Source organism: Flavobacterium pectinovorum, assembly GCF_006438875.1.
GTDB lineage: Bacteria > Bacteroidota > Bacteroidia > Flavobacteriales > Flavobacteriaceae > Flavobacterium > Flavobacterium pectinovorum_A.
Window position 1 is genome coordinate 114,420 of the sequence record NZ_RCZH01000016.1, and the last position, 25,856, is coordinate 140,275.

Genomic DNA, 25,856 nt, shown 5'->3' on the forward strand with positions numbered 1-25,856 from the left:
AGGAAGTGCGAGGACTTGTAACGAATAGCCCGACCCGGAGGGACACGCCCAAAATAAAAAAAACCGACACTCATAAAGTATCGGTTTTGTGTTTTTAATGAAAATGATCTTCTTCAATTTCAAATTCGGCATCTTTTTCCCAAATTTCCATTTCACAAGGTTTGCAATTGAATTTTAGTTTGTATTCAAGTTCGCCTTGTTTTAAAACCAATGGTTCTTTTACTTTAACACCCATTATATCTTTTTGGTGTATTGGGCATTTTTTTAATTCGTATTTGATGCAATATTTCGTAGTCATCACGCGAGATTTTCCTGGATCCCATTGCAATTCGAATGCTTTTTCAATTTCGGTAACACCATGACGTTCGTAGAATTTACGGGCCGTTTTGTTCGAAACATTATACATGAAATCCAGTTTGGTTTCAGGATATGGATGCGAAGTTTTTACCAATTGGTGTTCTTCACGTACGTAATTTGCCAAACGAATTTCAGATAATTGTTCGAAAACGTTTCTCCTCATTTCGTTTATTTTTGAAATAGGAAGGAACCAGTTTTGAGTGAACATCACGCTAATTTCATCGGCATTATAAGGGGTGAAACCCGTTTTAGCCAATTGTGTTTTGATGTTTTCTTCGATCGATTCGTTATTCTTGGTTGTTTCTTTTGAATGTTCTAAAGTAACGATGCTTACATTTCCGTCTTCGTCGGTTGCAATTAATTCGAAACCATTTTCGTTTTCTGTAAGTAATAAAGTTGTGCTGATTTTTCGAACAGCACTATGTTCTTTTTCTACAATTTTGATGAATGCAGCATCATTGTTACGGTAGATAAAAGTTCCTTCTTTTACTTCTTTTAAAACGTTTGGATAAATTTTACCGTTTTCGGCCTTGTTTACATAAATTCCGTCGGCTTCGTTGTTTTCATTGATGAAACAAAGTCCGTCGCCGTTGTTTAACAATTCTCCGTTTTCGATTTCGTAAGCATTTCCAACAGTTCGGATTAGTTTACCAATATATTGTCCTTTTGATTTTGGGCTTTCCCAAGATCCAATACTATTATTTCTATCGTTTACAAAATAATCGGTATAACCGCGGTTGAAAGTTCTGTTTAAAGAAGAATCGAAAGTATAGGTACATGTTCCTGATGAAGCTTTCGTGTATTTGTCGTTTCCTTCGGCTTCTAAGAAACTATCTAGTTTTTGACGAAGATAAGATACATTGTTTTTTACATAAACAATATCTTTCAATCTTCCTTCGATTTTAAAAGAAACGATTCCGGCTTCAATAAGATTCGGAATTTGCTCTGAAATATCTAAATCTTTAATAGAAAGTAAGTGACTGTTTTTGATTAAAGTATCTCCGTTTCCGTCAATTAAATTATAAGGTAAACGACAGTTTTGGGCACAAGAACCACGATTGGCACTGCGTTCTCCGTTTGCAACACTCATATAGCAGTTTCCGCTGAAGGATACGCATAAAGCTCCGGTTACAAAGAATTCTAGTTCAACATCAGCTTCGTCGTAAATTGTTTTAATTTGATGCAAGTTCAATTCGCGGGCCAAAACCACACGTTTGATTCCGGCATCTTTCAAGAATTTAATTTTATCAGCATCACGATTATTGGCTTGTGTACTGGCGTGAAGTACGATAGGAGGTAACTCCATTTCCATAATTGCCATATCCTGAATAATCAGGGCATCAACACCAATGTCATATAATTCATAGATCATTTGTCGACACGTTTCAAGTTCGTTGTCGTACAAAATGGTATTCATTACTACAAAAACCTGAGCATTAAATAAATGCGCATATTTTACTAATGCAGCTACATCTTCGATTGAATTGTTGGCATTAGAACGGGCACCAAATTGTGGAGCACCAATATAAACAGCATCGGCACCACTATTTATCGCGGCCATTCCTCCAATTAAATCTTTTGCTGGAGCTAATATTTCAATCTTCTTCTTCATCTCTAAAACTTTAGGCTTTTGTGGTATTCATTGAAAAAAGTTTGCAAAGTTCTTATATTTTATTTGAGTTTGCTAATGCTGAAGTGACTTTTTTTGAAATAGTTAACTAATATGGAATGATAATATTTAAGGTTTCAAATTTATTTGTTGGGTTCGTAGATAAGTTGAACAACGCCTGATTTGAAAATATTTGTTTTAAGTAATCTTAATTCTATTCGTTCTTTTAAGTCTTCAAACAATGGTTTGCCATTTCCTAAAGCTATTGGATGAACGGATATTCTGTATATGTCGATAAGATTTAATTGAATAAATGTTTTAATAAGGCTAGCTCCGCCATATAACCAAATATCTTTTCCGGATTGTTGTTTAATCTCAATTACTTTATTTAAAATATCAGAGTTTACAAATATGGCATTTTGATCTTCTCTATTTTGACTTGAAAAGACATATTTTTCCTTTGAGTGTACTCCTTTCCAAAGTTGTTTTTCGGCTGGACTGGCATTTTGATCTGGTTGATAATTACCCCAGGCGTCATAACTAACGCGACCATAAAAAATAGTATCTATGCCAGATAAAAAACCATCAAAATCCATATCATCGTCCATAATACACCAATCGATTTCTCCATTTGGTCCTTCAATAAAACCGTCTAAAGTTACTGCTAAATCTAAAATTACTTTTTTCATTGTGTAGTTTATGTTTTTATAGAATATGATATAAAAATATATTATTTCAGTTTTTAATAAAACAAAAAACTACTTAGTTTATTAACCAAGTAGTTTTTTTGTTCTTGAAATAGTATAAATATTTAGATTTTTTATGTCAGATTATATATTTCGTTTTTAGTCTAATGGAAAATTATATCCTACTGCAAATATCCCAGAGGATTGTTTAGCTGCTGGGTGAAAGTAGCCTGAAATAGCAATTTCAAAATTATTGTGTCGACCAATCGCTAATCCAATACTAAAAGGAATATGTAATAACAGGTCGCTTTTGTTGAAATTAACTCCAGGTGTAATGGTTTCAAATTTACCTATTGAAGTACCAATACCTCCTTCAATAAAAGGTGCAACCCAAGGAATTGGTGCGCAAAGGCGAACTTTTGCTCCAAGTAAAAAAGCATTCGTTGTTACTTTGTATTGCGGTTGATTTTGTACATTCTGATTGTTATCAACAGATGTAAATATGGCTCCTGCATATGGACGCAAACTAAACCATGATTTTACTCCAATGATATATTCTGCTTGCAGATAAGGACCACCTCCCATGACATCTACTTCTTCCTGGCTGCCGTAATTTTCTATGTAATAAGAACTGCTTGCTGCAAAACCTATCGATGCTTTGATAGCATTACCTTCAGATTGGGCTTTTGTGTGATTGGAGAAAAATAAAGTAAAAATTGTAATAAAAATTGAGCTGCGTAATGCTGGATTCATAAAGCGTTTTTTGGGTTAAGAACTTATTTTGATTAGTTGGGGGAAAGTAAAGATTTATTTTTGAATTCCTACAAAACAAAAAAACTACCTGGTTATTAAACCAAGTAGTTTTCGCTCCAAAAAAAATAGTGCCAATTATTATGACAATCTTTTTGCTTTAATTTTATCCAACGTACTTTGAATACTGTTTAATTGTTTCGAAATGATTGCAATTTGACTGCCTTCAAATTCATTTTTTTCCAGTGCCATTTTGTATTTTTCTACGGCAGCTTCTTCTCCTGTAACACAAGCATTAATGATTGCTTCCGTATCTCCGCCGGTAAATGACGATTTAATATCAATCCATGTGCGGTGTAAAGCGCCTAAAGGACCTCCGCCAGAAGTGTCTGTTGATTTTCCTAGTTTGTTAATTTGGTCTTGCAATTCGACTATGAATAGGGCACGTTCTCTTGCATGATCTAAAAATTCAGCTTTAATGGCCAAATCGTTTACATGCTCAGCGGCATTGGTATATCCTAGTTTTCCATCTTCCAAAATAGAAATTAATCCTTCTAATGTGTGAATTGCTTCTGTTGTGGTTTCTTCTGTATGTATCATGATGTTACTATTTAAATTAATGTATAATACAAAGTTGGGAATTTACTACATGTAATGTTTTACAGAATTATAATGTTGATTTACAATATTGTAGAATGGGAATTTTGAAAGGATTAGATTGTTTTTGCCACGAATTTCACGAATTTTCACAAATTACCATGTGTTTAATTTGGTTGAAGAAAACTCCTTGTTTATCGATTTGCGTGAGGGATAGCAACCAATGTCATTAAGTTAAGGGAATATTGCCACATAAATCTCGCAAAGTCGCAGAGTCGCAGAGTCGCAAAGAAAATGTATGTAAACTTGGCGGCTTTGCGACTTTGCGCGATTTTTTTTCAGTCTTAATTATCTAAAAAAAGCTTAACTTAATGACATTGGGATAGTAACGGAAAGCCCACAGCCTGACGAAGTGCGAGGACTTGAAGTGAATAGCCCGACCCGCCCAAAATAACCACATAAAAAAACAGCTCAAAGTATAAAGTGATGAAACTTTAAACCTCAAGCCGTTTTAGTAAAATTGTTTATGGTGTTATGCAGTCAAAGCGTCTTTGATTCTGCGTAACGCTTCTATTAAGATGTCATTGCTTGTTGCGTAAGAGAAACGGATACAATTCGGGTTTCCGAAAGCGTCTCCAGTTACCGTTGCTACGTTTGCTTCGCCTAAAAGATACATTGATAAGTCGTTGGCATCTTTAATTTCGGTTCCTCTTAATGTTTTTCCGAAGAAAGAAGAAACGTCTGGGAATACGTAAAATGCTCCTTCAGGAACGTTGATTTTTACTCCTGGAATTTCTTTTAATAATCCAACAACTAAATCTCTACGGCCATGAAAAGCTTCAACCATATGATTTAATACGCTTGGGTCTGCGTCAACAGCAGTAATTGTAGCGCGTTGTGCCACAGAATTTGCTCCTGAAGTAACTTGTCCCTGAATTTTTGTACACGCTTTTGCGATAAATTCCGGAGCTCCAATATAACCAATTCTGTATCCCGTCATAGCGAATGCTTTTGCAACTCCGTTTACAGTAATTGTTCTTTCAAGCATTCCCGGGATTGAACCGATGCTGCAGAAAGTTCCTGAGAAATTAATGTGCTCATAAATTTCGTCAGCAACTACATATATATTTGGGTGTTTTTCTAAAACTTTTGCAAGAGCTGTTAACTCTTCTCTGCTATAAACAGATCCAGATGGATTACAAGGAGAACTGAACCACATCATTTTTGTTTTTGGTGTGATGGCAGCTTCTAATTGTTCTGGTGTAATTTTAAAATCAGTATCTACAGATGTTGGAACTTCAACTGGAACTCCTCCTGAAAGTTTTACAATTTCGAAGTAAGAAACCCAGTAAGGTGCCGGTAAAATAACTTCGTCACCATCATTTAACATTACTTGCGCAATGTTGTATAGAGATTGTTTTGCTCCTGTAGAAACTACGATTTGAGTTGGTTTATATTCTAAATTATTGTCTCTTTTGAATTTTCTGCAAATCGCTTCTCTCAATTCTAAATAACCTTCTACCGGAGAATAAGTGCTATAATTTTCGTCGACTGCTTTTTTAACAGCTTCCTTGATAAAGTCAGGAGTGTTAAAGTCAGGCTCGCCTAAACTTAAACTGATAATGTCTTTTCCTTGTGCTTTTAGTTCGCGTGCCAAAGCAGCCATTGCTAAAGTTTGTGATGTTGCTAAGTTGTTGATTCTGTCTGAAAGAATGTGATTCATTTTTGTAGTTAATTGCGGTTTAATATTATATTTAAATGTATTGTAAAGATGCACTGCCGAGCATCTTTACGCAACGCTTTTTTTTAATTTTATGCTAGTTCCGGTTTCATTCCAAGATCTTTAAGATGCTTGTAATGTGCAATAACAGCTCCTCTCATGGTTCTGAATTCATGATATGGCAAGTTGCATTCGATTGCAGTTTGTTTTACAATTTCGGCAATTTTCCCGTAATGTACGTGACTAATATTTGGAAAAATATGGTGCTCGATTTGGTGGTTCAATCCTCCGGTAAACCAGTTGATTACTTTGTTTTTTGGAGCAAAATTTGCTGTTGTGTACAATTGGTGAATTGCCCACGTATTTTCCATTTCTCCCTCTTCGTTAGGAACCGGATTTGAAGTTTCTTCAACCACGTGTGCCAATTGAAAAACGATACTCAAGATTAATCCTGCAGTGTAATGCATTACGAAAAATCCAATAACAACTTTCCACCATGTTACGCCTAAGATCATTGGCAAAACCATCCAGATTAAAACGTAGATAATTTTTGTGATCACTAAAACGGTCCATAATTTAGTTGGATTTTGTGGTGCCCCGTATGATAATTTTCTTTTTAGGTAATTTTTCATTTGCTTGAAATCGGTTGTTAACGCCCAATTAAAAGTCAATAATCCGTATAGGAAGAAAGAATAGTAATGTTGAAATTTATGAAAACGGTGCCATTCGGCATTTTGTGTAAAGCGGATAATTCTTCCGGCATCAAGATCTTCGTCATGACCGTGAATATTAGTATAAGTATGATGAAGTACATTGTGTTGTACTTGCCAGTTGTGTACATTTCCGGCTAATACGTAGATGCTTCCGCCCATAATTTTGTTAATCCATGATTTTGAAGAGTACGATCCATGATTTCCATCATGCATTACGTTCATTCCAATTCCGGCCATTCCAATTCCCATAAGAATATTTAGCAGCAATTGTGCCCAAAATGGCATGTCCAGAGTTAAGATTAAAAAGTATGGCGTTAGAAAAACGGCAAAAAGAATAACAGCTTTTAAGTGCAGCTTCCAGTTTCCGGTTTTCTGAATGTTGTTCTCCTTGAAGTAATTGTTTACTCGTGAGTTAAGTGTTCTGAAGAACTTCAGATTGTCTTGCTTAGCAAATGTAGGCGCAGTGTTATTCATAATTAATTTAAATAGGTTTCAAAGGTAATTATTATAAATTTTCAATTTGCAAAATTGAGTTAAATATTTCAACTGTAAAGTAGTACTTTTGTTAAAAAATTAGAGCAATGGATGAGATATTGAAATATTTTCCTGATTTGACCGACATTCAAATCGAACAATTTCAAAAATTAGACTTTTTATACCACGATTGGAATGAAAAAATCAATGTCATTTCGCGTAAAGATATTGATGCCTTATATACGAAACACATTTTGCATTCGCTTGGAATTGCAAAAATCATGAAATTTGAGCCCGGAGCAACTGTTCTTGATGTTGGAACCGGTGGAGGATTTCCTGGAATTCCACTGGCAATTCTGTTTCCGGAAACACGTTTTTATTTGATAGACGTTATTGCCAAGAAAATAAAAGTGGTTCAGGGTGTTGTTGATGCATTAGAATTAAAGAACGTAAAAGCAGAACAAAAACGTGCTGAACTAGTAAAAGGCGATTTCGATTTTATTGTAAGCCGCGCCGTAACTAATATGCCTGATTTCGTTTCCTGGATAAAAGATAAGATCAAGAAACAGCATAAACATACTTTGAAAAATGGTATTCTATATCTAAAAGGCGGTGATTTGACAGAAGAATTAAAAGATTTTCCGAAAGCAACTTTATATGATTTATCAACCATTTTTGAAGATGAGTTTTTTGAAACCAAAAAAGTGGTGCATTTGCCTTTGAAATTTACAGTATAAATTTTTACAAAGAAAATTGACAGAATTAAAACCCGATACGTGCTTTTGAGTATTTATCGGGTTTTTGCATATCAAATGTGAATAATAATTAAGATGCTTTTTGTGCTAATTGTAAAAATGGATTTGCTTTAGAATCTAAACTTTCTATGAAATTATTAAGCACGTTTTCTGAGTTTTCAAGAGTGAATTCGAATTTATCATTAAAGAAAAAATCGCGACAAATAACAGGTTCATTTGAGGAATCATAAATAGCTTCGTCAGTTTCATCTAAATTTTTGTAGTTATATGCACATGGATATAATCGATTTAATTCTATTATTGTATCGTTAAACCATTTGTCAAAAAACTTCTTCTTAGGAGTTATGTGACGTGCCAACAAAACAAGTCCAAGAATTTCATTCTGGATAAAATAAGAACCTTTTCTATATTTTACATCAATCATTCTAACATTCATTAATGCAATCCAAAGTGGTCCGTTTACAGAACCTGATGCAGGCATATCAAGATTAGAGTCAAAAAGAAGAGGTGCTGTATTGTCAGGATTTGCAATAGAACACCAAAGTGCTTCTATACGTTGATTTATGTCATTTGTTGCTTTAGTATATCCCGAAAAACGACAATTGATCCATTCTAATAAAGCTGCTGTAAGACCAACAGTGCCTTTGTGGTTAACAGTGGTTAAAATATTTTCTAATTCCTTGTTTTGGTCTAAAGGATCTAAAAATTGTTCAATTTTTTTTCGGGTCCAGCTAAAATCAATTGGATGACCTATGCTTTTTGACTTTAAAATAATCTCAGGAGTATTAATACTTTTCATAATTCTTTTTTTAATTCATTATTGGGGTTAATTATCACTTTTTTTGATGAATTTTCCCTGATTTCTAAGTTTTTTCCAGTAAAGCAAATCTAGAGCGATGTGTGTTTTTTTAGGACTCCAATAAGTTTTTAAAATGATAAAATAAGCTTTATATTTCTGTATGTTGTTGAGTGTTAGTGCGATAGGAAAAATACTACAATTTATTTTAAGTAATAAACTATGATGTTGCTTTACAGTATAATACGATTATTAATCCATATTTTTTGCAGTTACAAAATTGTCTGTAAAACTTGGTCTTTATTAGTACTCCAATTAATGAACTCATTCATCCTCGATAATCTATCGTTCATGTACTTTTATTTGTTCAATCTGTATTAGAGAGATACCTTTACTATAGCACTAACAACTTTTACTGTGAAAATAATTACAAGAATATCGACATATTGGAAAATTCAACTCATAGGATGGATTTCTGCTTCTTTGTATTGGGGAGTTTCGGCTTTTTTTTATGGTAATTTTATCTGGAAAATGGGTATCGCAGATTTAATACTGGATGTATGTATTGGTATTGCATTGACAAATACGTACAGAAATTTTGCTATAAAAAAGAGATGGAATAAGTTGAATCTAAAAAAATTAGTGCCAAGAATTGTAGTTAGTATATTGGTGCTTTCTTTACTATATGTGTTTTTGATTGTTGGTAAGCTATATCTCGTGCGTTTGTTTTTTCTTAAAGGCAGTACAATTTCCTTTGTAGCGTTTTTTAAGTCGATACAATTACAAATCTTTATTACCGGTATCAGACTCATGTCTATTTGGGTATTGGCTTTTCATCTTTATTATTATTCAAGGCTTGAGATCGAAACTGTAAAAGAAAATGCCCGATTATCAATTCTGATAAAAGAAGCCCAGCTTAATAACCTGAATGCGCAGCTCAATCCTCACTTCCTTTTTAACTCCTTAAATAGTATAAAATTTTTGATATTAGAAAATCCGCATTTAGCCAGAAGAGCCATTGATTTATTATCTGAGTTATTGAGGAATTCCTTAAATAGTAATGTTGCAAAATTGATATCGTTAAGCGCTGAAATTAATCTTGTCAATGATTATTTGGAATTGGAAAAAATGCGATTTGAAGAACGCTTGCAGGTAAAAATTGAAACAAGTGTTGATTTATCAAAACATCTGGTTCTTCCTTTGAGTATCCAGACGTTGATCGAGAATGCCATAAAACATGGAATTGAAAAAAGAAAAAGTGGCGGAATTATTTGGCTAAAAATTGAAAAGGAAAATGATTTTATAAAAATTAGTGTTCAAAATTTAGGAACGCTAATCGGAGAAATCAAAGATTCCGGAATTGGATTAAATAATTTAAAAGAGAGACTCTTGTTACAGTATAAAGGGAAAGCGTCTTTTGAAATCAAAGAAGTATCGGACGAAACAGTTTTGGCAACTATTTTACTACCATTAAAATGAAAAAGATAAAAGTTATAATAGTAGATGATGAGCGTCTATCGAGAGAAGAACTAAAAAGGGCATTACAATTTTATGACGATTTTGTTTTGATAGGCGAGGCTGAAAATGCAGATGAAGCTAAAAATTTAATTGAAAGCGAGATGCCCGATTTAATGTTTCTAGACATTCAAATGCCGGAGAAATCAGGCTTCGATTTATTGGAGTCTCTTGATAATGTGCCTGAAGTACTCTTTACGACAGCTCATAATCAATATGCAGTTCAGGCATTTGAAGTTAATGCTTTAGATTATTTAATGAAACCAATAAGAGAGGAGCGTTTTGCAAAAGCCATTGAAAAAATAAGAAACACTATTATAGCGAAATCTTCTTTACAGAATACTGCAGCAAAAGACCGAAAAATTTTCATTAAAGATGGAGAGAAAAGATTTTTTATTCCATTGTATGAAATTTATTTAATTGAGTCACTTGAAAATTACACCAGACTTTTTTTTCAGGATAAAAAAGCCATGCAAAGACGTTCCCTTCGCCAATGGGAAGAAATACTGGATGAGAATGTTTTCTTTAGAATAAACAGAACCGAGATTATAAATATTAATTACATACAGAAAGTAAGCAGCACAAGTGGAGGAAGATTGGAAGTACAATTAAAGACAGGAGAACTATTAGAGGTTTCAAACCGTCAATCAGCCAAGTTCAAAAATAGCAATGGAATTTAAGCTTGTCTTTTTATTATTTAGAAATAAAATTAATCCAATAAAATGATCCAATGAAATCACTTTTAAATTTTGTATTTCTGGTTTTAGTAATAAATTCTTCATTTTCACAACAGACAAGTGTAGCAAAATCGGAGGGTTTTAAAAGCGCTTATGATATTCAGGACAGTGTGATGATTAAAACCAGAGATGGCGCATATATATCGGCAATGGTTGTGCGAAAAAAAGGAATTTCTACTCCAAAACCTGTAATATTTCAATTTACTATTTATGTTAGAGACAAAGGACGAGATATTAAATCCTTAAAAGAAGCCGCAGACAAAGATTATATTGGTGTTATTGCCTATTCGCGAGGTAAAAGGTTTAGTCCTGATGAAATATTTCCATATGAAAATGATGCCAATGATTCTTACGATGTCATCGATTGGATCAGTAAACAGGAATGGTGTAACGGGAGTATCGGGATGTATGGAGGAAGTTATAACGGATTTACACAATGGGCGGCTTGCAAAAAAATGCATCCGGCACTTAAAACAATTGTGCCTTATGTAGCAAACAGACCGGGAATGGGTTTGCCAATGGAAAATAATGTATTTGTAAATCCTAATTATGAATGGTCGTTTTATGTAGGCAATAATAAATATTTAGATACAGTTGCGGGAAATGACAGACAGCGTTTTAGAAAAATGATGTTTAAATGGTGGGAAACCGGAGTGCTTTATAAAAAAATGGATAGCGTAGATGGAAGTCCAAACCGATTTTTTCAGCGATGGATAAAACATCCTTCATTTGATGCATATTGGCAAAAAATGGCGCCATACCAAAAAGATTTTGAACAAATAAATATTCCTGTATTAACTTTCGACGGATATTATAACGACTCTCAAAATTCAAGTTTGTATTATGTCAGAGAACTTCAAAAATACAATCCGAAAACTCCTGTTTATGTCATAATTGGTCCATACAGTCACTTTGGTGCTCAAATGGGAGGAGAAACTAATTTGAACGATTACAAGGTTGATTCGACAGCGATAATTAATGTAAAAAAAATAACATATGAATGGTTTGATTATATTCTGAAAAAAGGCACTAAACCGGTAATGCTAAAAGACAAAATAAACTATGAAGTAATGGGAGCAAATGAATGGCGAAGTGCTCCTTCTCTGGACAAAATGAGTAATGGCTTTCTAAAAATGTATCTGACAAATGATAAAGCGGGTAATTTCTATGTATTAAAGAGTAAAAAGCCAACTCAAAGAAAGTATCTCTATCAGGAAGTTGATTTTGCCAACAGACAAATACAAAATAACGATTATTATCCGGATCCTATTATTAGAAAAGAAATAGAAACCAGCAACGGATTTATTTTTATAAGTGAACCCTTAAAAGAGCCAATGCTGATTAATGGCTCGTTTTTAGGAGAAATAAAAGCAAGTATCAATAAAAAAGATATGGATATTGGCGTGACTTTATATGAAGTAATGCCAAATGGAGAATATTTTCATTTGTCTTATTTTTTAGGTCGGGCGAGTTATGTCAAAGATATCACCAATAGAAATTTACTGAATCCGAATAAAATAGAATCTATTCCTTTTTCAAATACACATTTGGTAAGTAAACAATTAAGTAAAGGAAGTCGTTTGCTTGTGTCAATTAATGTCAACAAAAACCCATTCTCTCAATTAAATTATGGAACAGGAAAAGAAGTTAGCGACGAAAGTATCAAAGATGCCAAAGAACCTTTAAAAATAAAATGGTACAACGACAGTTATGTAAAAATTCCGATTTGGAAGTAAAAACAATAATAAAGCAAAAGCCGCAATTTTCAATTGAAAATTGCGGCTTTTTTTATAATCTAAAATCTGATTTCTAAAATCTAAAATCAGAAATATTATCCTAAAAACGGGTATCTGTAATCTTCTGGAGTTACAAAAGTTTCTTTGATAGTTCTAGGAGAAGCCCAACGTAATAAGTTCAATGCAGAACCTGCTTTATCGTTAGTTCCCGAAGCTCTTGCTCCACCAAAAGGCTGCATTCCTACAACAGCTCCTGTTGGTTTATCATTGATGTAGAAGTTACCTGCAGCATTTTGCAATTTCGTAGTTGCTACTTCAATAGCATAACGATCCTGGCTAAATACAGCTCCGGTCAAAGCATACTCAGAAGTAGTATCAACTAATTCTAAAGTTTCTTCCCATTTAGCATCTTCATAAACATAAATAGTAATAACCGGTCCGAATAATTCGGTTTCCATTGTAGTATATTTTGGATTTGTAGTTACGATAACTGTTGGCTCAATAAAGTATCCAACTGATTTATCGTAATTTCCTCCAACGATGATTTCAGCGTCAGCATCTTTTTTAGCCTGATCGATAAAACCAGCCAATTTATCAAAAGAACCTTCGTGAATAACTGCAGTGATAAAGTTTCCAAAATCTTCCGGAGAACCCATTTTCATAGATTTTACATCAGCAATTAATTGTTCTTTTACAGCTGGCCATAAACTTTGAGGAATATAAGCTCTTGAAGCTGCAGAACATTTTTGCCCTTGAAATTCAAATGCTCCACGAACAATTCCTGTAGCCACTTGTTTTACATTAGCGCTTGGGTGTGCAATGATAAAATCTTTACCACCAGTTTCTCCAACGATTCTTGGGTAAGTTTTGTAATTGTGAATATTTGCACCAATTTTAGCCCAAATATCTTTAAATACGTGAGTTGATCCTGTAAAGTGAACTCCAGCAAAATCACGACTTGCCAAAACAGTATCAGTAATCATTAAAGCGTCTCCAAAAACAACATTGATAACTCCATCAGGAACACCAGCTTCTTTGAAAACTTCGATGATAATTTTTGTAGAGAAAACCTGGCTATCACTTGGTTTCCAGATCACAACGTTACCCATCATTGCAGCACTTGCAGGAAGATTGGCAGCAATAGCAGTAAAGTTGAAAGGAGTAATTGCGTAAACAAAACCTTCAAGAGGTCCGTATTCTAAACGATTCCAGGTTGTAGAATCAGATTTTGGCTGATCTCCATAAATTTGAGTCATGAACTCTACGTTGTAACGTAAAAAGTCAATTAATTCACAAGAAGCATCAATTTCTGCCTGGTGGATATTTTTAGATTGTCCAATCATTGTAGCCGCGTTAATACGAGCTCTGTATGGACCTGCGATAAGTTCAGCAGCTTTTAAGAAAATAGCAGCACGTTGTTCCCATGCCATATTTGCCCATGCTTTTCTTGATTCAAGAGCATTGGCAATTGCTTTTTCGATATGTTGTTTTTCAGCTAAATGATACGTTCCTACGATATGTTTGTGATCGTGAGGCGCTGATATAGTTTTTGTATTTCCAGTTTTGATTTCTTCACTTCCAATGTATAATGGAACATCAATTTTTGAGTTCCACATTGTTGTGTAAGCTGCCTGAACAGCTGCTTTTTCTGGCGAGTTCGGTGCGTAACTTTTTACAGGCTCGTTTACCGCTTTTGGTACATGAAAGAATCCTTTTAACATGGGATAAATTATTTTAAAATTTACGAATTGTTTAATTAATTACAAAAGTACAAATGATAATTTGATTATATCACAATACAATATTAAAAAGTTGTAATTTAATAAATTAATCACGTTAAGCTGTAAAATGTTTATCTGCGTAAATATTTAATTTTGAGGTTAATCTGCGGATCGTTTTGCATAATTTCTTTAAAAATGACTACTATGAAAATACCACTTTTAGCTTTCAATGATAGAGGTATTTATTGCCAGCAGGCTGATGTGTATCTTGATCCATGGAAACCGGTAAAAAATGCCATTATAACACACGGTCATTCTGATCATGCACGTTGGGGAAATCAAAATTATATTACACATCACACTAATATTCCAATAATTCGACATCGCCTGGGCGAAATAAATGTGACGGGAAAAGAATGGGGAGAAACCTTCGTGATCAATAATGTAAAATTTTCATTGCACCCCGCAGGACACATTATTGGGAGTTCTCAAGTTAGAGTTGAACACAAAGGCGAAGTCTGGGTTTTTACAGGGGATTACAAAACCGAAGACGATGGAATTTCAGTTCCCTATGAAGTTGTAAAATGTAACACTTTTATAACCGAATGTACTTTTGGTTTACCTGCCTTTAACTGGACGCCACAAGCCGAAGTACTTACAGAAATAAATAATTGGTGGGCTGAAAATAAAGCAGAAGGAAAAACATCTGTTCTTTTTGGATATTCTCTTGGTAAAGCACAACGACTTTTAAAATACCTCGACACTGATATCGGAACAATTTATACGCACGGTGCAATCGAAAACATGACGAATGTTTTACGACCAATGGTCAATTTTCCACCTACGACATTAGTGACGCGTGAAACCAAGAAAGAAGATTTATTAGGAAATATTGTTCTCGCACCGCCAAGTGCGCACGGAAGTATCTGGATCAGAAAAATGACTCCTTTTGTGACCGGTTCAGCAAGCGGCTGGATGGCGTTTCGAGGAGCAAGACGCAGACGCGCTATTGACAAAGGTTTTGTTTTAAGTGATCATTGCGATTGGTTTTCTTTATTGGATAGTATAAAAGCTACTGGTGCCGAAAAAGTAATTTGCACGCATGGTTATACCGATATTTTCTCCAAATATTTAAGGGAAATTGGTTACGATGCCAGAACCGAAAAAACGCAATATGAAGGCGAAACTGATGAAATGGAAAAGGAAGTTGAAACTGTGAAAGAAATCCAAGAATGAAAAACTTTGCCCAACTGATAAAAACACTTGACAGTTCTAATAAAACGAATATAAAAGTCGATGCACTAACGACGTATTTTAAAAATGCATCGCCGGAAGATAAAGTATGGACGATTGCGATTCTTTCGCATCGTCGTCCGCCAAGACCTGTTAATACTACTTTATTACGCAATTGGGCAAATGAATTAGCGAATATTCCGTTATGGCTTTTTGAAGAAAGTTATCACATCGTTGGAGATTTGGCCGAAACGATTGCTTTGATAATTCCCACTACCAAAGAACATTCTGATAAAAGTCTAACCGAATATCTTCAGGAAATCATCGCCTTAAAAAAGAAATCTGATATAGAAAAAAAGGAATATTTACATCAAAATTGGTTAGCGCTCAATTATTACGAACGCTTCGTTTTTACCAAATTAATTACCGGAAGTTTCAGAATCGGCGTAAGCCAAAAATTAATGACAAGAGCACTTTCTAAAGCAGAAGATGTGGACGAAGATGCTTTGGCGTATAAATTAATGGGAAATTGGGATCCGAATACAATTACTTTTCAGGAATTAATTTTGGACGAAAAAAGCAGTGATTATTTGTCAAAACCTTATCCGTTTTATCTGGCTTATCCAATTGAAGGAGAAGTTGATAATCTTGGAAATCCGGAAGATTGGTCAATAGAACACAAATGGGACGGAATTCGGTCACAGACCATCATCCGCGAAAGCGAGATTTATGTTTGGTCGAGAGGCGAGGAGTTGGTCACCGATAAATATCCGGAGTTTCAGTCTTTTGTTGGTTTAATTCCAAACGGAACTGTTATTGACGCCGAAATTTTAGCTTTTACAGAAGGAGAAATTGGAACTTTTAATGATTTACAAACGAGAATTGGACGCAAAACAATATCAGCTTCTTTGCTTGAAAAAGTTCCTGTTATTTTAAAAGCTTACGATATTCTGGAATGGGAAGGGGAGGATATTCGGAATTTACCTTATTCTGAAAGAAGATTATTATTAGAACAATTATACGATTCGATAAAAGATAAAACTAAAAGTTTTCAATTATCAGAAAGAGTTTTGCTCCATTCCTGGGAAGATGTTGCAACAGAAAGAATGCGTGCCCGCGAAATGAAAAGCGAAGGTTTGATGATAAAACGCAACAATTCGACTTATCAGGTAGGAAGAAAAAAAGGAGATTGGTGGAAATGGAAAATCGAACCTTTGGTAATCGATGCCGTTTTAACCTATGCCATGCGAGGTCACGGTCGAAGATCTAATTTATTTACCGATTATACTTTTGCGCTTTGGCAAACAAATGAAAAAGAGGAGAAAGAACTTGTCACTTTCGCGAAAGCCTATTCCGGTTTAACCGATGCCGAATTTCGACAAGTAGATGATTTTATTAAAAAAAACACATTAGAAAGATTTGGTCCCGTTCGAAGTGTAACGCCAAAATTAGTGTTCGAAATTGGCTTTGAAGGAATTGCACTTTCCAAAAGACATAAAAGTGGAGTTGCGACACGTTTTCCAAGAATTTTGAGATGGCGACATGACAAAAAAATTGAAGACGCCAATTCAATTGAAGATTTAAAAAGTATGATTTCGTAAAAGGTTCAAAGGGACAAAGTAACAAAGTTTTAAAGAAAAAAAACTTTAGGAAACAGCTACACTTTGTCCCTCTGAGCCTTTGCAACTTTGAACCTTATGAAAAAATGAACAGAGACGAACTATATAGAATTGCAGAAAACTGGTTTCGGGATCAGGGATGGAAATCTTTTCCGTTTCAAACCCAAACCTGGACTGCTTTCCTTCAAGGCAAAAACGGTTTATTGAACGCGCCAACGGGAAGCGGAAAAACCTATGCTTTATGGTTTCCGATCGTTCTCGATTACATCAAAACAAATCCTGACTTTAAAACGAAACATAAACCCGGATTAAAAGCAATCTGGATTACGCCTTTGCGAGCACTTTCTGTCGAAATAAAACAAGCTGCTGAACGAATTATTACAGATTTAGATTTGCCATTGACTGTTGGAATTCGTTCCGGAGATACTTCGCAAAGCGAAAGAACCAAGCAAAGCAAAAAAATGCCGGATTTACTTATTACAACTCCTGAAAGTTTACAATTGCTTTTAGCATCAAAAGAATTTGCTAAAACTTTTGCCAATTGTTCCGCAATTGTTGTTGATGAATGGCATGAATTATTAGGTACAAAACGTGGTGTTCAAATGGAATTGGCTTTGTCGCGATTAAAAACGGTTGCTCCAAAAATGAAAATTTGGGGAATTTCAGCCACTATTGGAAATCTTGAATTGGCACAGCAAGTTTTGTTAGGAGTCAATTCAGAAGCTTATGAGAATTCGGTTTTAATAAAAGCACACATCAACAAAAAAATAAAAATCGAATCCATTCTTCCCGAAAAAATGGAAAGTTACCCTTGGCGGGGACATATGGGTTTGCACTTAATTGATGAGGTAGCAAAAATCATAAGAAAAAGCAAGACAACCTTGATTTTTACCAATGTCCGTTCTGCCTGCGAAATGTGGTTTCAGGCACTCTTAGAAAAATATCCGGAATTTGCTGGAGATATGGCAATGCACCACGGCAGCATTAGCAGGGAAACGCGTTTATGGGTAGAAAATGCCATTCGAGACGAAGAATTAAAAGTTGTAGTTTGTACGTCGAGTCTGGACCTTGGCGTTGATTTTGCGCCTGTCGAAACGATTATCCAAGTTGGAGGACCAAAAGGTGTTGCACGATTTTTGCAAAGGGCAGGAAGAAGTGGTCATCAACCGGGAAAAGAAAGTGTGATTTACTTTTTGGCCACACATGCAATGGAATTAATTGAGGCTTCTGCCTTAAAAAAAGCAGTTGCCAAAACCGTTGTCGAAGATCGGATGCCGTATTTAAACAGTTGGGATGTTCTGGTGCAATACCTTAATACTTTAGCAGTTTCAGATGGTTTTTTTCCCGATGAAATATTTCCGGAAATTAAGCAAACTTTCTGCTTTCAAAATATTACAAAAGAAAATTGGAATTGGGTTCTGAATTTTATCACAAACGGAAGTCAGAGTTTACAAGCCTATGACGAATTTAAAAAAGTTGAGATAGAAGAAGACGGACGTTTCAAAATTAACAGTCGATTAATTGCGATGCATCACCGAATGCAGATTGGAACAATTGTTGGCGATGCGGCTTTGAACGTTAAATATTTAAGCGGAGGTTATATAGGTTCTATTGAAGAATGGTTTGCTTCAAAATTACATCCCGGAGATGTTTTTACCTTTGCCGGAAAAAGACTGGAATTGTTTCGAGTGAAGAATATGCAAGTATTAGTTCGAAAGGCAGATCCTAAAAAAGCTTCTCGTGTCGTAAGCTGGATGGGCGGGCGTATGACATTATCTGCTCAAATGAGTAAATTGCTGCGAGAGGAATTATATGCCGCAAATACAGAAAATTTAACCCCCGAATTAAAAGCCTTACGTCCACTTTTTGAAAGACAGCGTAAAGAAAGTATTGTTCCAAATAACGATGAATTTTTAATTGAAACTTTTAAAACACGAGAAGGTTTTCATGCCATTTTTTATCCTTTTGAAGGACGTTATGTCCATGAAGCATTGGCAAGTTTGCTTTCGTATCGTATTAGTTTGCTTTCGCCGATTACTTTTTCTTTAGCTTATAATGATTATGGATTTGAATTGTTGTCTGATCAGGAAATTGATATGCAAGCGGTATTTGATAATGATTTATTTATCACTTCTTATGTACATCAAGATTTGCAAAAAAGTTTGAATTCGACAGAAATGGCACGTAGAAAATTTCGGGATATTGCCGTTATTGCTGGTTTGGTTTTTACAGGAATGCCGGGAAAACCAATTAAAACCAGACATTTGCAAAGCGGATCACAGTTGCTTTTTGAAGTTTTTCGCGATCATGAACCTGATAATTTATTGCTGCAACAGGCTTTTACAGAAACATTTGAACATCAATTAGAAGAAGGGCGTTTAATTCAGGCGATGGAAAGGATTAACAGTCAGAATATCGTTTGGAAGCAATGCAATAAGCCAACGCCATTTAGTTTTCCGATAATTACAGATAGACTTAGAGAAAAATTATCCAGTGAAACTTTACAGGAAAGAATTAAAAAAATGACCGCAAGCTACATGAAATAAGAATTCAGTATGAAAATTAATATCAACAATCAAAACTTCGTTTTACATCAATCCGGCGCTGCTTTTTGGGAAGAAGAAAAAATACTCTTCATTTCTGATTTGCATTTGGGGAAGATTGGACATTTTAGAAAACACGGAATGGCAATTCCTGAAAAAGCTATTTTAGAAAATTTTGCCAGATTGAATGTTGTTTTAGAATGTTTTGATTCTGAAACTATTATTTTTTTGGGAGATTTATTTCACAGTAAAATCAATAACGAATGGAATTTTTTTTCAGAATGGACAAAAACACATTCTCAGAAAATTATTTTGATTGAAGGCAATCACGATATAATTTCAAAACAGTATTACTTAGATTTGAATATAGAAGTTCATCAGGAATTGATCATTCATGATTTTTTACTTACTCATCATCCATCAGAAAGAGAACAATTATTTAATTTTTGCGGACACATACATCCCGGAATTAAATTAAAAGGAATGGGCAGACAGTTTTTAAGTTTATCGTGTTTTTTTAGAAAACCAAATCAAATGATTTTCCCCTCTTTTGGCGAATTTACAGGTAATTTTTATCTGATTCCTAAAGAAAATGACCAAATATATGCCATTACAAAAGAGGAAGTAATAGAAATAAAGCGTTGAATTAATTCAATGCAAAAGGAGCACACATTCTAAAAGTAGGAACAATAACTTTGAATGTTTTGGTGGTAGTAAAGTTGATCATATTAAAATGACCTTTCATCGCGCCATAAGGAGACGATAATAAACAACCAGAACTATAAGTGTGATTTTCTCCAGGTTTCAAAACGGGTTTTTTTCCGATAACGCCTTCTCCGTCAACAACTTCTAAATCGTTTAATGAATCAAAAATTTCCCAGTGACGAGAAGTCAACTGAACAGAATCTTTACTGTGATTTTCGATTGTAACGACATAACTAAAGGCAAAATGAATCTTGTAGTTTTTGAAGTAAGTACCTTCAAAACTAGTCAAAACAGATATTTTTATGCCTCTTGTAATTTGAGAAACCATACTAAAGTAGTATATATGTGTGCGTTATATGTGCAAATCTACAAAAAAAAATCATTCCGCCCGAAACCTTAACAATGTTTTAATGAATGATGCGCAATGTTTTAATTTATGATGTTTATGGAGTTTGCATTTCCTTTTCCTATAACTCTTTGATAACGATCTGAGGCCTCTTTGTAATAAACTAATATGGTGTAGTCATTTTCAGTTTGATAAAAATTTCCGTCAATAGCATTTTCATAGTCAATAACCCCTTTTTTATCGGCAATTGTGTATTGAAAACTAGTAAAACCCTGCTTGATCATAACTGCTTTTTCAAAAAGTCCTTTTTCCGCATTATAATCCATTTTATATTCTGGCGAAAGGCTGTAATTGTTAAACATTCCGGTAATATAAATGTCTTTAGTTGATGATCTGAAAGTAGGAGCAGACAAACTAAAATAAACCCAGGCATAATCAGCTTCGATTTCGTTACTAGAAGCATTAATATTTTTGACAACAAAGTTTCCGTTTACATCCTGATTTACAGTATAAATCTGACTGCCTCGCGCCAAATTTGTGTATAAATAAGAATTATAAATATCATTATTTGCGCCAACTCTCGCAACATTATTGCTTCCGGCACGAATGTCTTTATTCTCAAAATATAAAAATTCGTTTCCGCCCCAAAATTGGGTTTCTTTATTGTATTTATAAACCATTTGATTTCCAATGGTATATTGTGGCGGAATATTTTTAATACCGGTATTAAGATTTCCGTTTTGTAATAAAAGGATTTTTATGTTTTGTAACGGAGTCTGAAAAACAATGTCGTTTGACAATACTGCAAAATCCAGATTTTGTTTATAATCGATGTTTGTAACGTCACGACTTCTTTTTACCTGAGCCGTAACGGTAGAATGATCTTCGTACAATATAAACTTTCTCGAAAAAACAACTTCCCTGTCTTCATTAAGAATTTTCAAAATGTAGTTTCCGGAGATTCTCAATTCAGTAGTAAACTGATTTGGAAAAGGAAGTCGATAATGAGAGTAAACCTGAAGCGTGTTGAATGAATTTGAATAATCCGTAATTCGTTGATTATCGAAACCTCTCACATAATCTGTTTTCGGAATATCAGTTGGAACCCAATTGTAATCGCAATGTGTTACTTCAAAATAATAATTGGCTTCATTGCCAAATAAATCATCAAATTGAAATTGAAATGTGTCGCCCAATTGAAATATCGGAACAACATTATTACCACCCTGAATAAAGGAAACAGTTTTGATATTATATGGAGGGACTACTTCGGTTTGTACTTCCTGAGCTGTCGCCGAAGCAAAAATAAAAAGCAGAAAGAGATTTCTAAATAAAAATTTTGGCATCATATTACGTTGTAAGATTGTAAATATAACAATTTTATATAACGAATATGATGCCAATTTATTGGTTTTGAAAACAAGTTATTAAGAACCCAAAATGTATTCTAAATTAACTTCGATTTCGTCATTAACAAAACTTTCTTCTAAAAGGGAATCAGATAATAGCTTTTTGTTTTCCTGTAGTTTGATGATTTTTTCTTCCACCGTATTTTTCGAAATAAACCGAATCACATTCACTTTGTTTAATTGCCCAATTCGATGCGCCCTTCCAACTCCTTGCTTTTCAGCAAAAGGATTCCACCATGGATCTAAGAACAAAACATAAGAAGCTTTGGTAATATTCAATCCAACGCCCCCTGCTTTTAGCGAAATAAAAAACAACAAAGGTTCTTCTTTTCCCTGAAATAAATTTACCTGCTGTTCCCTGTTTCTGGCGGGAGTTTCGCCTGTAATTTCGCAATATGCTATTTTGTTTTCTTTACACCAATCCGTATAAAAACTCAAATTAGTAACAAAAGAACTAAAAATGATGGTTTTTTGTTTCTCTTTTACTAAAGTTTCCAGATAATTAGTAACGGCAATATATTTTCCGGAATCAATTTCAGATTCCTGATCTACCATTTTTGGGTGATTACTCAACTGTCTTAACTTCATCAAAGTATTGATAATACTGATTTTGTCAGGACTTGAACCGTCTGTTTTTAGTAAAAAATTACGCGCTTTAGATTTTTCTTTTTCATATAGTTTTTCCTGTTCAGGATCCATATCGCAATAGTAAATCTGCTCCGTTAATTCTGGTAAATCCTTTAAAACCTGTTCTTTTGTTCGTCTTAAAATATAAGGCTGAATAAGGTTTTTTAATTCTGATAAACTATTTTCGTCTTGTTTTTTCTCAATCGGAATTTTAAAATTTTCAGCAAAAAAAGCATAAGTACCCAAAATATCCGGATTTATAAATTGCATTTGCGACCATAAATCGTCAAGCGAGTTTTCGATTGGCGTACCACTTAAAGCGATTTTATGAGCTGTATTGATCTTATTAATCGCTTTGAAAATCTTAGAATCTTTATTTTTAATGTATTGACTTTCGTCTAAAATTAAATAGCGAAAATTATATTTTTCTAAAATAGAAATGTCACGATGAATAATGCTGTAGCTGGTAAAAATTAAATCTGAAGATTCTAATCGATTTTGTAATTGCTTTCTATCGTTTCCAACATATTGCATTTTCGAAAAATGCGGTGTAAATTTTGCGGCCTCATTATACCAGTTAAAAACTAATGAAGAAGGTAAAACAATCAACGTTTTTAAAGGTTCTTTTTGGACAGTAGTTTCGTTTTCAAACAAATCAAAATTCGTGGTTTTAGTCGTAAAACCTAATTGTTCCTGTACGGCAACTAAAACGGCTAAAGTTTGTAAAGTCTTACCAAGTCCCATATCATCAGCCAGACAAGCGCCTAAATTTGAATTAAAATGACTCAAAAGCCATTTTACTCCATCAATTTGATAAGGTCGTAAAGTTGCTTTTAATAAATCAGAAGACACATATTCCGCTTGCAGAATTGGATTCACATCGTCTTTGATTTCCGGAATCGCATCTAAAGCAGCAAAATTACTTTTGCGTAAAAGTAGATTCCCATCTTCGGTTTTAGCCAATTTTGCCAGTGAACTGTATTTACTAAGCCATTCTAACGGAATCAAAAAGTAATTTCCGTCAGGCAATAAAAAGAGTCTTTCCTTGCTTTTTATATTCGGAATAATCTCGCTGAAATTGATTTTATATGTTCCAACAGAAATAATGATTTTGATATCAAACCAATCTTCTTTTGTTTCTCCTTTTGAAGTTGCAACAGTATGGTTTTCTGTAATGATTTCTTTGCTTTCCAATTTCAGATTCTCAACCGTAAATCCCAAGCTTTCAAGCTCTTCTTTACGATCAATAACGAATTGTATATTGGTATAAGGATCAGGAATTTCGGTATCTGAATTCAATCCGAATAATTCATTTTTGATTTTTATTAAGCCAATTTCCTGTAATTTTTCCGTGTATGATTTTTCATCAGAACTTCGTTTAAACTGAATTATTTTGGGCTCATTGATAAGACCAAAATCAACAAACGAATGTGTTTTTTTAGTTTTACTGGCGTCAAATATATATCCGTTATAATCAAAATAAAGGTTGAGGTAATAACAGTTTTTAAAGAAATCATAAACAGGCTGAATCGTGCACGAAATGATTTTGTCCCGAAGTTTAATTTCAAAACCGGTCGCGTCAATGTCTATTTTTTTTGCTATTTCAGGAATGAAATTCTTAAAATAATTATCCACCAATTTTGAAGGTATTTCGATTGATTTCTTCTTTAAAAATGGCGAAAGTTTCTTAGAATTAAGATCTTTCAGCTGTCCTAATTTTTTATCGACAATTAGCCAGCCCGGTTCATCCAAAAGAATATCGATACTTTTATCCATGGGTAAAAATGAAGTTTCGCTTTCTTTTAAAGATAAGGTATAAGTAATTCCTTCTTCGTGTTTATCGAATTGAATTTGAGGTTCAAAATCTACCGAAGTTGTGTCAACTCTCCAGCGATAAAAATCCTTTTCGGCACTCATATTAGCAGATAACGGAAATTGTTCTTTCACAATTAGATTGTAAAAAGATTCCAGGTTAAATTTTAAATGCTGACGAATGGCAAATTCAATTTTGGAGTCTTTTTGCAAATCAGCAATTGTTTTTGCCGATTTGATTTTTGTGCTGAATTTTTTGAAAATAAAGTCCGGCTTTAAAGATTCGCAAGCGGTGAGTATTTTTTTGGTACTGGAATCTAAATTTTCAAAAGCGATTCCAAAACTTTCAAGCACGTCCGTACTTGCTTTTTTGTCTAAATATTTAATTTCATCGGTATTATCAATGATGTAAGCTGTTGGGAGATAAACATTCAGGTTTTTTTCAAAACTGATGTCGAAACAAAATTGAAATGATTTTGAGAGTTCCAAGATTAGGAGTTTGATTTAATTGTAAGTTGAGAGTATTCTAAAATTTAAAAAGTTTTCAAATTATTACTATTTTGAAAACTTTTTAAAGGAATTTATAAGGTAAAAAAACTGTTTAGTTTTCTTGTTTAAAACAAAGCGGAATGATTTCTCCTTTTGCTAAGCAATATTTCTCTACCAATTCAGGAGATATTTTATTCGTATAATCTTCTTCGATTACGATAAAACCAATGCTTCTTAATTTGTCAAAATAATCACGGCCATAAATACGAACGTGATCGTATTGTCCAAAAATTTTGGCGCGTTCTTTTTGATCTGTAATAGTATCATCGGCAAAAGTTACAGCTCTCGATAAATCCTGTGGAATCTGCAAAATCGCCATTCCGCCAGGTTTTAATACACGAAACAATTCCTGCATTGCTTTTGTATCGTCCGGAATATGCTCTAAAACGTGATTACACAAAATAACATCGTATTCATTGTCTTTGAAAGGCAAATTACAAATGTCTGCTTTTACATCTGCCAAAGGCGAAAATAAATCAGTTGTAGTATAATCTAGATTTTTCTGCTTGCGGAATCTTTTATAAAAAGCTTGTTCCGGAGCAAAATGAAGTACTTTTTTTGGTGCTGTAAAAAAATCAGTCTGATCATTTAAATACAACCAAAGTAAACGGTGTCTTTCTAATGAAAGTGTACTTGGCGAAAGCACATTGTTACGTTGTTTTCCATATCCATAAGGCAAAAACGATCTAAAACTTTTCCCGTCAATCGGGTCAGTAAATCGACTTCCTTTTAATGAAAGTGCCAAAATTGGTCGGGCAACATAACTCAAACGAATTAATAATGGACGAGGTATTGTATTAAGTACGAGTTTAAAAAGTTTTTTCATGGGGCAGTTTCGCAGAGTTAC

Annotated in this window: 20 protein-coding genes; 8 read left to right on the top strand and 12 right to left on the bottom strand. The window is 34.0% G+C overall.

All coding sequences use genetic code 11. From position 1 onward, the window contains the following. Positions 1-94: 94 nt before the first annotated feature. The 6 genes from EAH81_RS20865 to EAH81_RS20890 form a co-directional block, all read right to left on the bottom strand. On the bottom strand, positions 95-1,969 hold the full coding sequence (locus tag EAH81_RS20865; protein ID WP_140510876.1) for a peptidase U32 family protein: 1,875 nt from the start codon (positions 1,967-1,969) through the stop codon (positions 95-97). A 140-nt stretch (positions 1,970-2,109) separates the two neighbouring features. Then, on the bottom strand, positions 2,110-2,655 hold the full coding sequence (locus EAH81_RS20870; protein WP_140510878.1) for a dihydrofolate reductase family protein: 546 nt from the start codon (positions 2,653-2,655) through the stop codon (positions 2,110-2,112). 156 nt (positions 2,656-2,811) lie between these two features. Further along, positions 2,812-3,405, bottom strand: a complete 594-nt coding sequence (locus EAH81_RS20875) for a hypothetical protein (protein ID WP_140510880.1) — start codon at positions 3,403-3,405, stop codon at positions 2,812-2,814. A 138-nt stretch (positions 3,406-3,543) separates the two neighbouring features. Then, on the bottom strand, positions 3,544-4,002 hold the full coding sequence (locus EAH81_RS20880) for a ferritin-like domain-containing protein (protein ID WP_140510882.1): 459 nt from the start codon (positions 4,000-4,002) through the stop codon (positions 3,544-3,546). Positions 4,003-4,531: 529 nt separating this feature from the next. Then, entirely contained in the window at positions 4,532-5,722 is a 1,191-nt protein-coding gene (locus EAH81_RS20885) for a pyridoxal phosphate-dependent aminotransferase (protein ID WP_140510884.1), read from the bottom strand. A gap of 89 nt (positions 5,723-5,811) precedes the next feature. Beyond that, on the bottom strand, positions 5,812-6,906 hold the full coding sequence (locus tag EAH81_RS20890; protein ID WP_140510886.1) for a fatty acid desaturase family protein: 1,095 nt from the start codon (positions 6,904-6,906) through the stop codon (positions 5,812-5,814). Between the two features lie 107 nt (positions 6,907-7,013). Here EAH81_RS20890 and rsmG point away from each other — a divergent pair, with 107 nt between their 5' ends. Further along, positions 7,014-7,643, top strand: coding sequence for a 16S rRNA (guanine(527)-N(7))-methyltransferase RsmG (rsmG, locus tag EAH81_RS20895; RefSeq protein WP_089354210.1), 630 nt, complete (start codon positions 7,014-7,016; stop codon positions 7,641-7,643). A gap of 88 nt (positions 7,644-7,731) precedes the next feature. On the opposite strand, the gene EAH81_RS20900 is transcribed toward rsmG, so the two are convergent. Continuing rightward, entirely contained in the window at positions 7,732-8,460 is a 729-nt protein-coding gene (locus tag EAH81_RS20900) for a hypothetical protein (RefSeq protein ID WP_140510888.1), read from the bottom strand. A 414-nt stretch (positions 8,461-8,874) separates the two neighbouring features. On the opposite strand from EAH81_RS20900, the gene EAH81_RS20905 reads away from it, so the two are divergent. From EAH81_RS20905 to EAH81_RS20915, 3 genes are read left to right on the top strand one after another with little or no spacing between them, the layout of a single operon-like run. Further along, complete coding sequence (locus tag EAH81_RS20905) at positions 8,875-9,936, top strand: sensor histidine kinase (RefSeq protein WP_140510890.1); 1,062 nt, start codon at positions 8,875-8,877, stop codon at positions 9,934-9,936. After that, positions 9,933-10,652 (top strand): LytR/AlgR family response regulator transcription factor, encoded by a 720-nt coding sequence (locus EAH81_RS20910; RefSeq protein WP_140510893.1) that lies wholly within the window; start codon positions 9,933-9,935, stop codon positions 10,650-10,652. Before EAH81_RS20905 ends, EAH81_RS20910 begins: the two co-directional genes overlap by 4 nt. Positions 10,653-10,702: 50 nt before the next feature. Next, positions 10,703-12,445: a CocE/NonD family hydrolase gene (locus EAH81_RS20915; protein ID WP_140510895.1), complete on the top strand. Its 1,743-nt coding sequence runs from the start codon at positions 10,703-10,705 to the stop codon at positions 12,443-12,445. A 95-nt stretch (positions 12,446-12,540) separates the two neighbouring features. Here EAH81_RS20915 and pruA read toward each other — a convergent pair whose 3' ends face one another. Beyond that, positions 12,541-14,166 (bottom strand): L-glutamate gamma-semialdehyde dehydrogenase, encoded by a 1,626-nt coding sequence (pruA, locus tag EAH81_RS20920; protein ID WP_140510897.1) that lies wholly within the window; start codon positions 14,164-14,166, stop codon positions 12,541-12,543. Positions 14,167-14,370: 204 nt separating this feature from the next. Between pruA and EAH81_RS20925 the strand changes: the two genes are divergently transcribed. The 4 genes from EAH81_RS20925 (at position 14,371) to pdeM (ending at position 20,206) form a co-directional block, all read left to right on the top strand. Continuing rightward, positions 14,371-15,402, top strand: a complete 1,032-nt coding sequence (locus tag EAH81_RS20925; RefSeq protein ID WP_140510899.1) for a ligase-associated DNA damage response exonuclease — start codon at positions 14,371-14,373, stop codon at positions 15,400-15,402. Further along, positions 15,399-17,000: an ATP-dependent DNA ligase gene (locus tag EAH81_RS20930; protein WP_140510901.1), complete on the top strand. Its 1,602-nt coding sequence runs from the start codon at positions 15,399-15,401 to the stop codon at positions 16,998-17,000. The genes EAH81_RS20925 and EAH81_RS20930 overlap by 4 nt, the downstream gene beginning before the upstream one ends. Positions 17,001-17,104: 104 nt before the next feature. After that, positions 17,105-19,564 carry a ligase-associated DNA damage response DEXH box helicase gene (locus EAH81_RS20935; RefSeq protein WP_140510903.1) on the top strand — a complete coding sequence of 820 codons (2,460 nt, stop codon included), beginning with the start codon at positions 17,105-17,107 and terminating at the stop codon, positions 19,562-19,564. 9 nt (positions 19,565-19,573) lie between these two features. Further along, positions 19,574-20,206 carry a ligase-associated DNA damage response endonuclease PdeM gene (gene pdeM, locus EAH81_RS20940; protein WP_140510905.1) on the top strand — a complete coding sequence of 211 codons (633 nt, stop codon included), beginning with the start codon at positions 19,574-19,576 and terminating at the stop codon, positions 20,204-20,206. 1 nt (position 20,207) lies between these two features. On the opposite strand, the gene apaG is transcribed toward pdeM, so the two are convergent. From apaG to EAH81_RS20960, 4 genes are all read right to left on the bottom strand, one after another. Then, complete coding sequence (apaG, locus tag EAH81_RS20945; protein WP_008467225.1) at positions 20,208-20,594, bottom strand: Co2+/Mg2+ efflux protein ApaG; 387 nt, start codon at positions 20,592-20,594, stop codon at positions 20,208-20,210. Positions 20,595-20,695: 101 nt separating this feature from the next. Beyond that, positions 20,696-21,958, bottom strand: a complete 1,263-nt coding sequence (locus EAH81_RS20950; protein WP_140510945.1) for a DUF5103 domain-containing protein — start codon at positions 21,956-21,958, stop codon at positions 20,696-20,698. Positions 21,959-22,039: 81 nt separating this feature from the next. Further along, the gene (locus tag EAH81_RS20955; protein ID WP_140510907.1) at positions 22,040-24,949 is read right to left on the bottom strand and encodes a DEAD/DEAH box helicase; all 2,910 of its coding nucleotides are present in this window, start codon (positions 24,947-24,949) and stop codon (positions 22,040-22,042) included. A 112-nt stretch (positions 24,950-25,061) separates the two neighbouring features. Further along, positions 25,062-25,835 (bottom strand): class I SAM-dependent methyltransferase, encoded by a 774-nt coding sequence (locus tag EAH81_RS20960; RefSeq protein WP_140510909.1) that lies wholly within the window; start codon positions 25,833-25,835, stop codon positions 25,062-25,064. Positions 25,836-25,856: the final 21 nt, after the last annotated feature.

Excerpts from the sequence above, each read along its gene's own strand:
- EAH81_RS20865 (WP_140510876.1), bottom strand. The coding sequence starts at position 1,969 with ATGAAGAAGAAGATTGAAATATTAGCTCCAGCAAAAGATTTAATTGGA.
- EAH81_RS20870 (WP_140510878.1), bottom strand. The coding sequence starts at position 2,655 with ATGAAAAAAGTAATTTTAGATTTAGCAGTAACTTTAGACGGTTTTATT.
- EAH81_RS20875 (WP_140510880.1), bottom strand. The coding sequence starts at position 3,405 with ATGAATCCAGCATTACGCAGCTCAATTTTTATTACAATTTTTACTTTA.
- EAH81_RS20880 (WP_140510882.1), bottom strand. The coding sequence starts at position 4,002 with ATGATACATACAGAAGAAACCACAACAGAAGCAATTCACACATTAGAA.
- EAH81_RS20885 (WP_140510884.1), bottom strand. The coding sequence starts at position 5,722 with ATGAATCACATTCTTTCAGACAGAATCAACAACTTAGCAACATCACAA.
- EAH81_RS20890 (WP_140510886.1), bottom strand. The coding sequence starts at position 6,906 with ATGAATAACACTGCGCCTACATTTGCTAAGCAAGACAATCTGAAGTTC.
- rsmG (WP_089354210.1), top strand. The coding sequence starts at position 7,014 with ATGGATGAGATATTGAAATATTTTCCTGATTTGACCGACATTCAAATC.
- EAH81_RS20900 (WP_140510888.1), bottom strand. The coding sequence starts at position 8,460 with ATGAAAAGTATTAATACTCCTGAGATTATTTTAAAGTCAAAAAGCATA.
- EAH81_RS20910 (WP_140510893.1), top strand. The coding sequence starts at position 9,933 with ATGAAAAAGATAAAAGTTATAATAGTAGATGATGAGCGTCTATCGAGA.
- EAH81_RS20915 (WP_140510895.1), top strand. The coding sequence starts at position 10,703 with ATGAAATCACTTTTAAATTTTGTATTTCTGGTTTTAGTAATAAATTCT.
- pruA (WP_140510897.1), bottom strand. The coding sequence starts at position 14,166 with ATGTTAAAAGGATTCTTTCATGTACCAAAAGCGGTAAACGAGCCTGTA.
- EAH81_RS20925 (WP_140510899.1), top strand. The coding sequence starts at position 14,371 with ATGAAAATACCACTTTTAGCTTTCAATGATAGAGGTATTTATTGCCAG.
- EAH81_RS20930 (WP_140510901.1), top strand. The coding sequence starts at position 15,399 with ATGAAAAACTTTGCCCAACTGATAAAAACACTTGACAGTTCTAATAAA.
- EAH81_RS20935 (WP_140510903.1), top strand. The coding sequence starts at position 17,105 with ATGAACAGAGACGAACTATATAGAATTGCAGAAAACTGGTTTCGGGAT.
- pdeM (WP_140510905.1), top strand. The coding sequence starts at position 19,574 with ATGAAAATTAATATCAACAATCAAAACTTCGTTTTACATCAATCCGGC.
- apaG (WP_008467225.1), bottom strand. The coding sequence starts at position 20,594 with ATGGTTTCTCAAATTACAAGAGGCATAAAAATATCTGTTTTGACTAGT.
- EAH81_RS20950 (WP_140510945.1), bottom strand. The coding sequence starts at position 21,958 with ATGCCAAAATTTTTATTTAGAAATCTCTTTCTGCTTTTTATTTTTGCT.
- EAH81_RS20960 (WP_140510909.1), bottom strand. The coding sequence starts at position 25,835 with ATGAAAAAACTTTTTAAACTCGTACTTAATACAATACCTCGTCCATTA.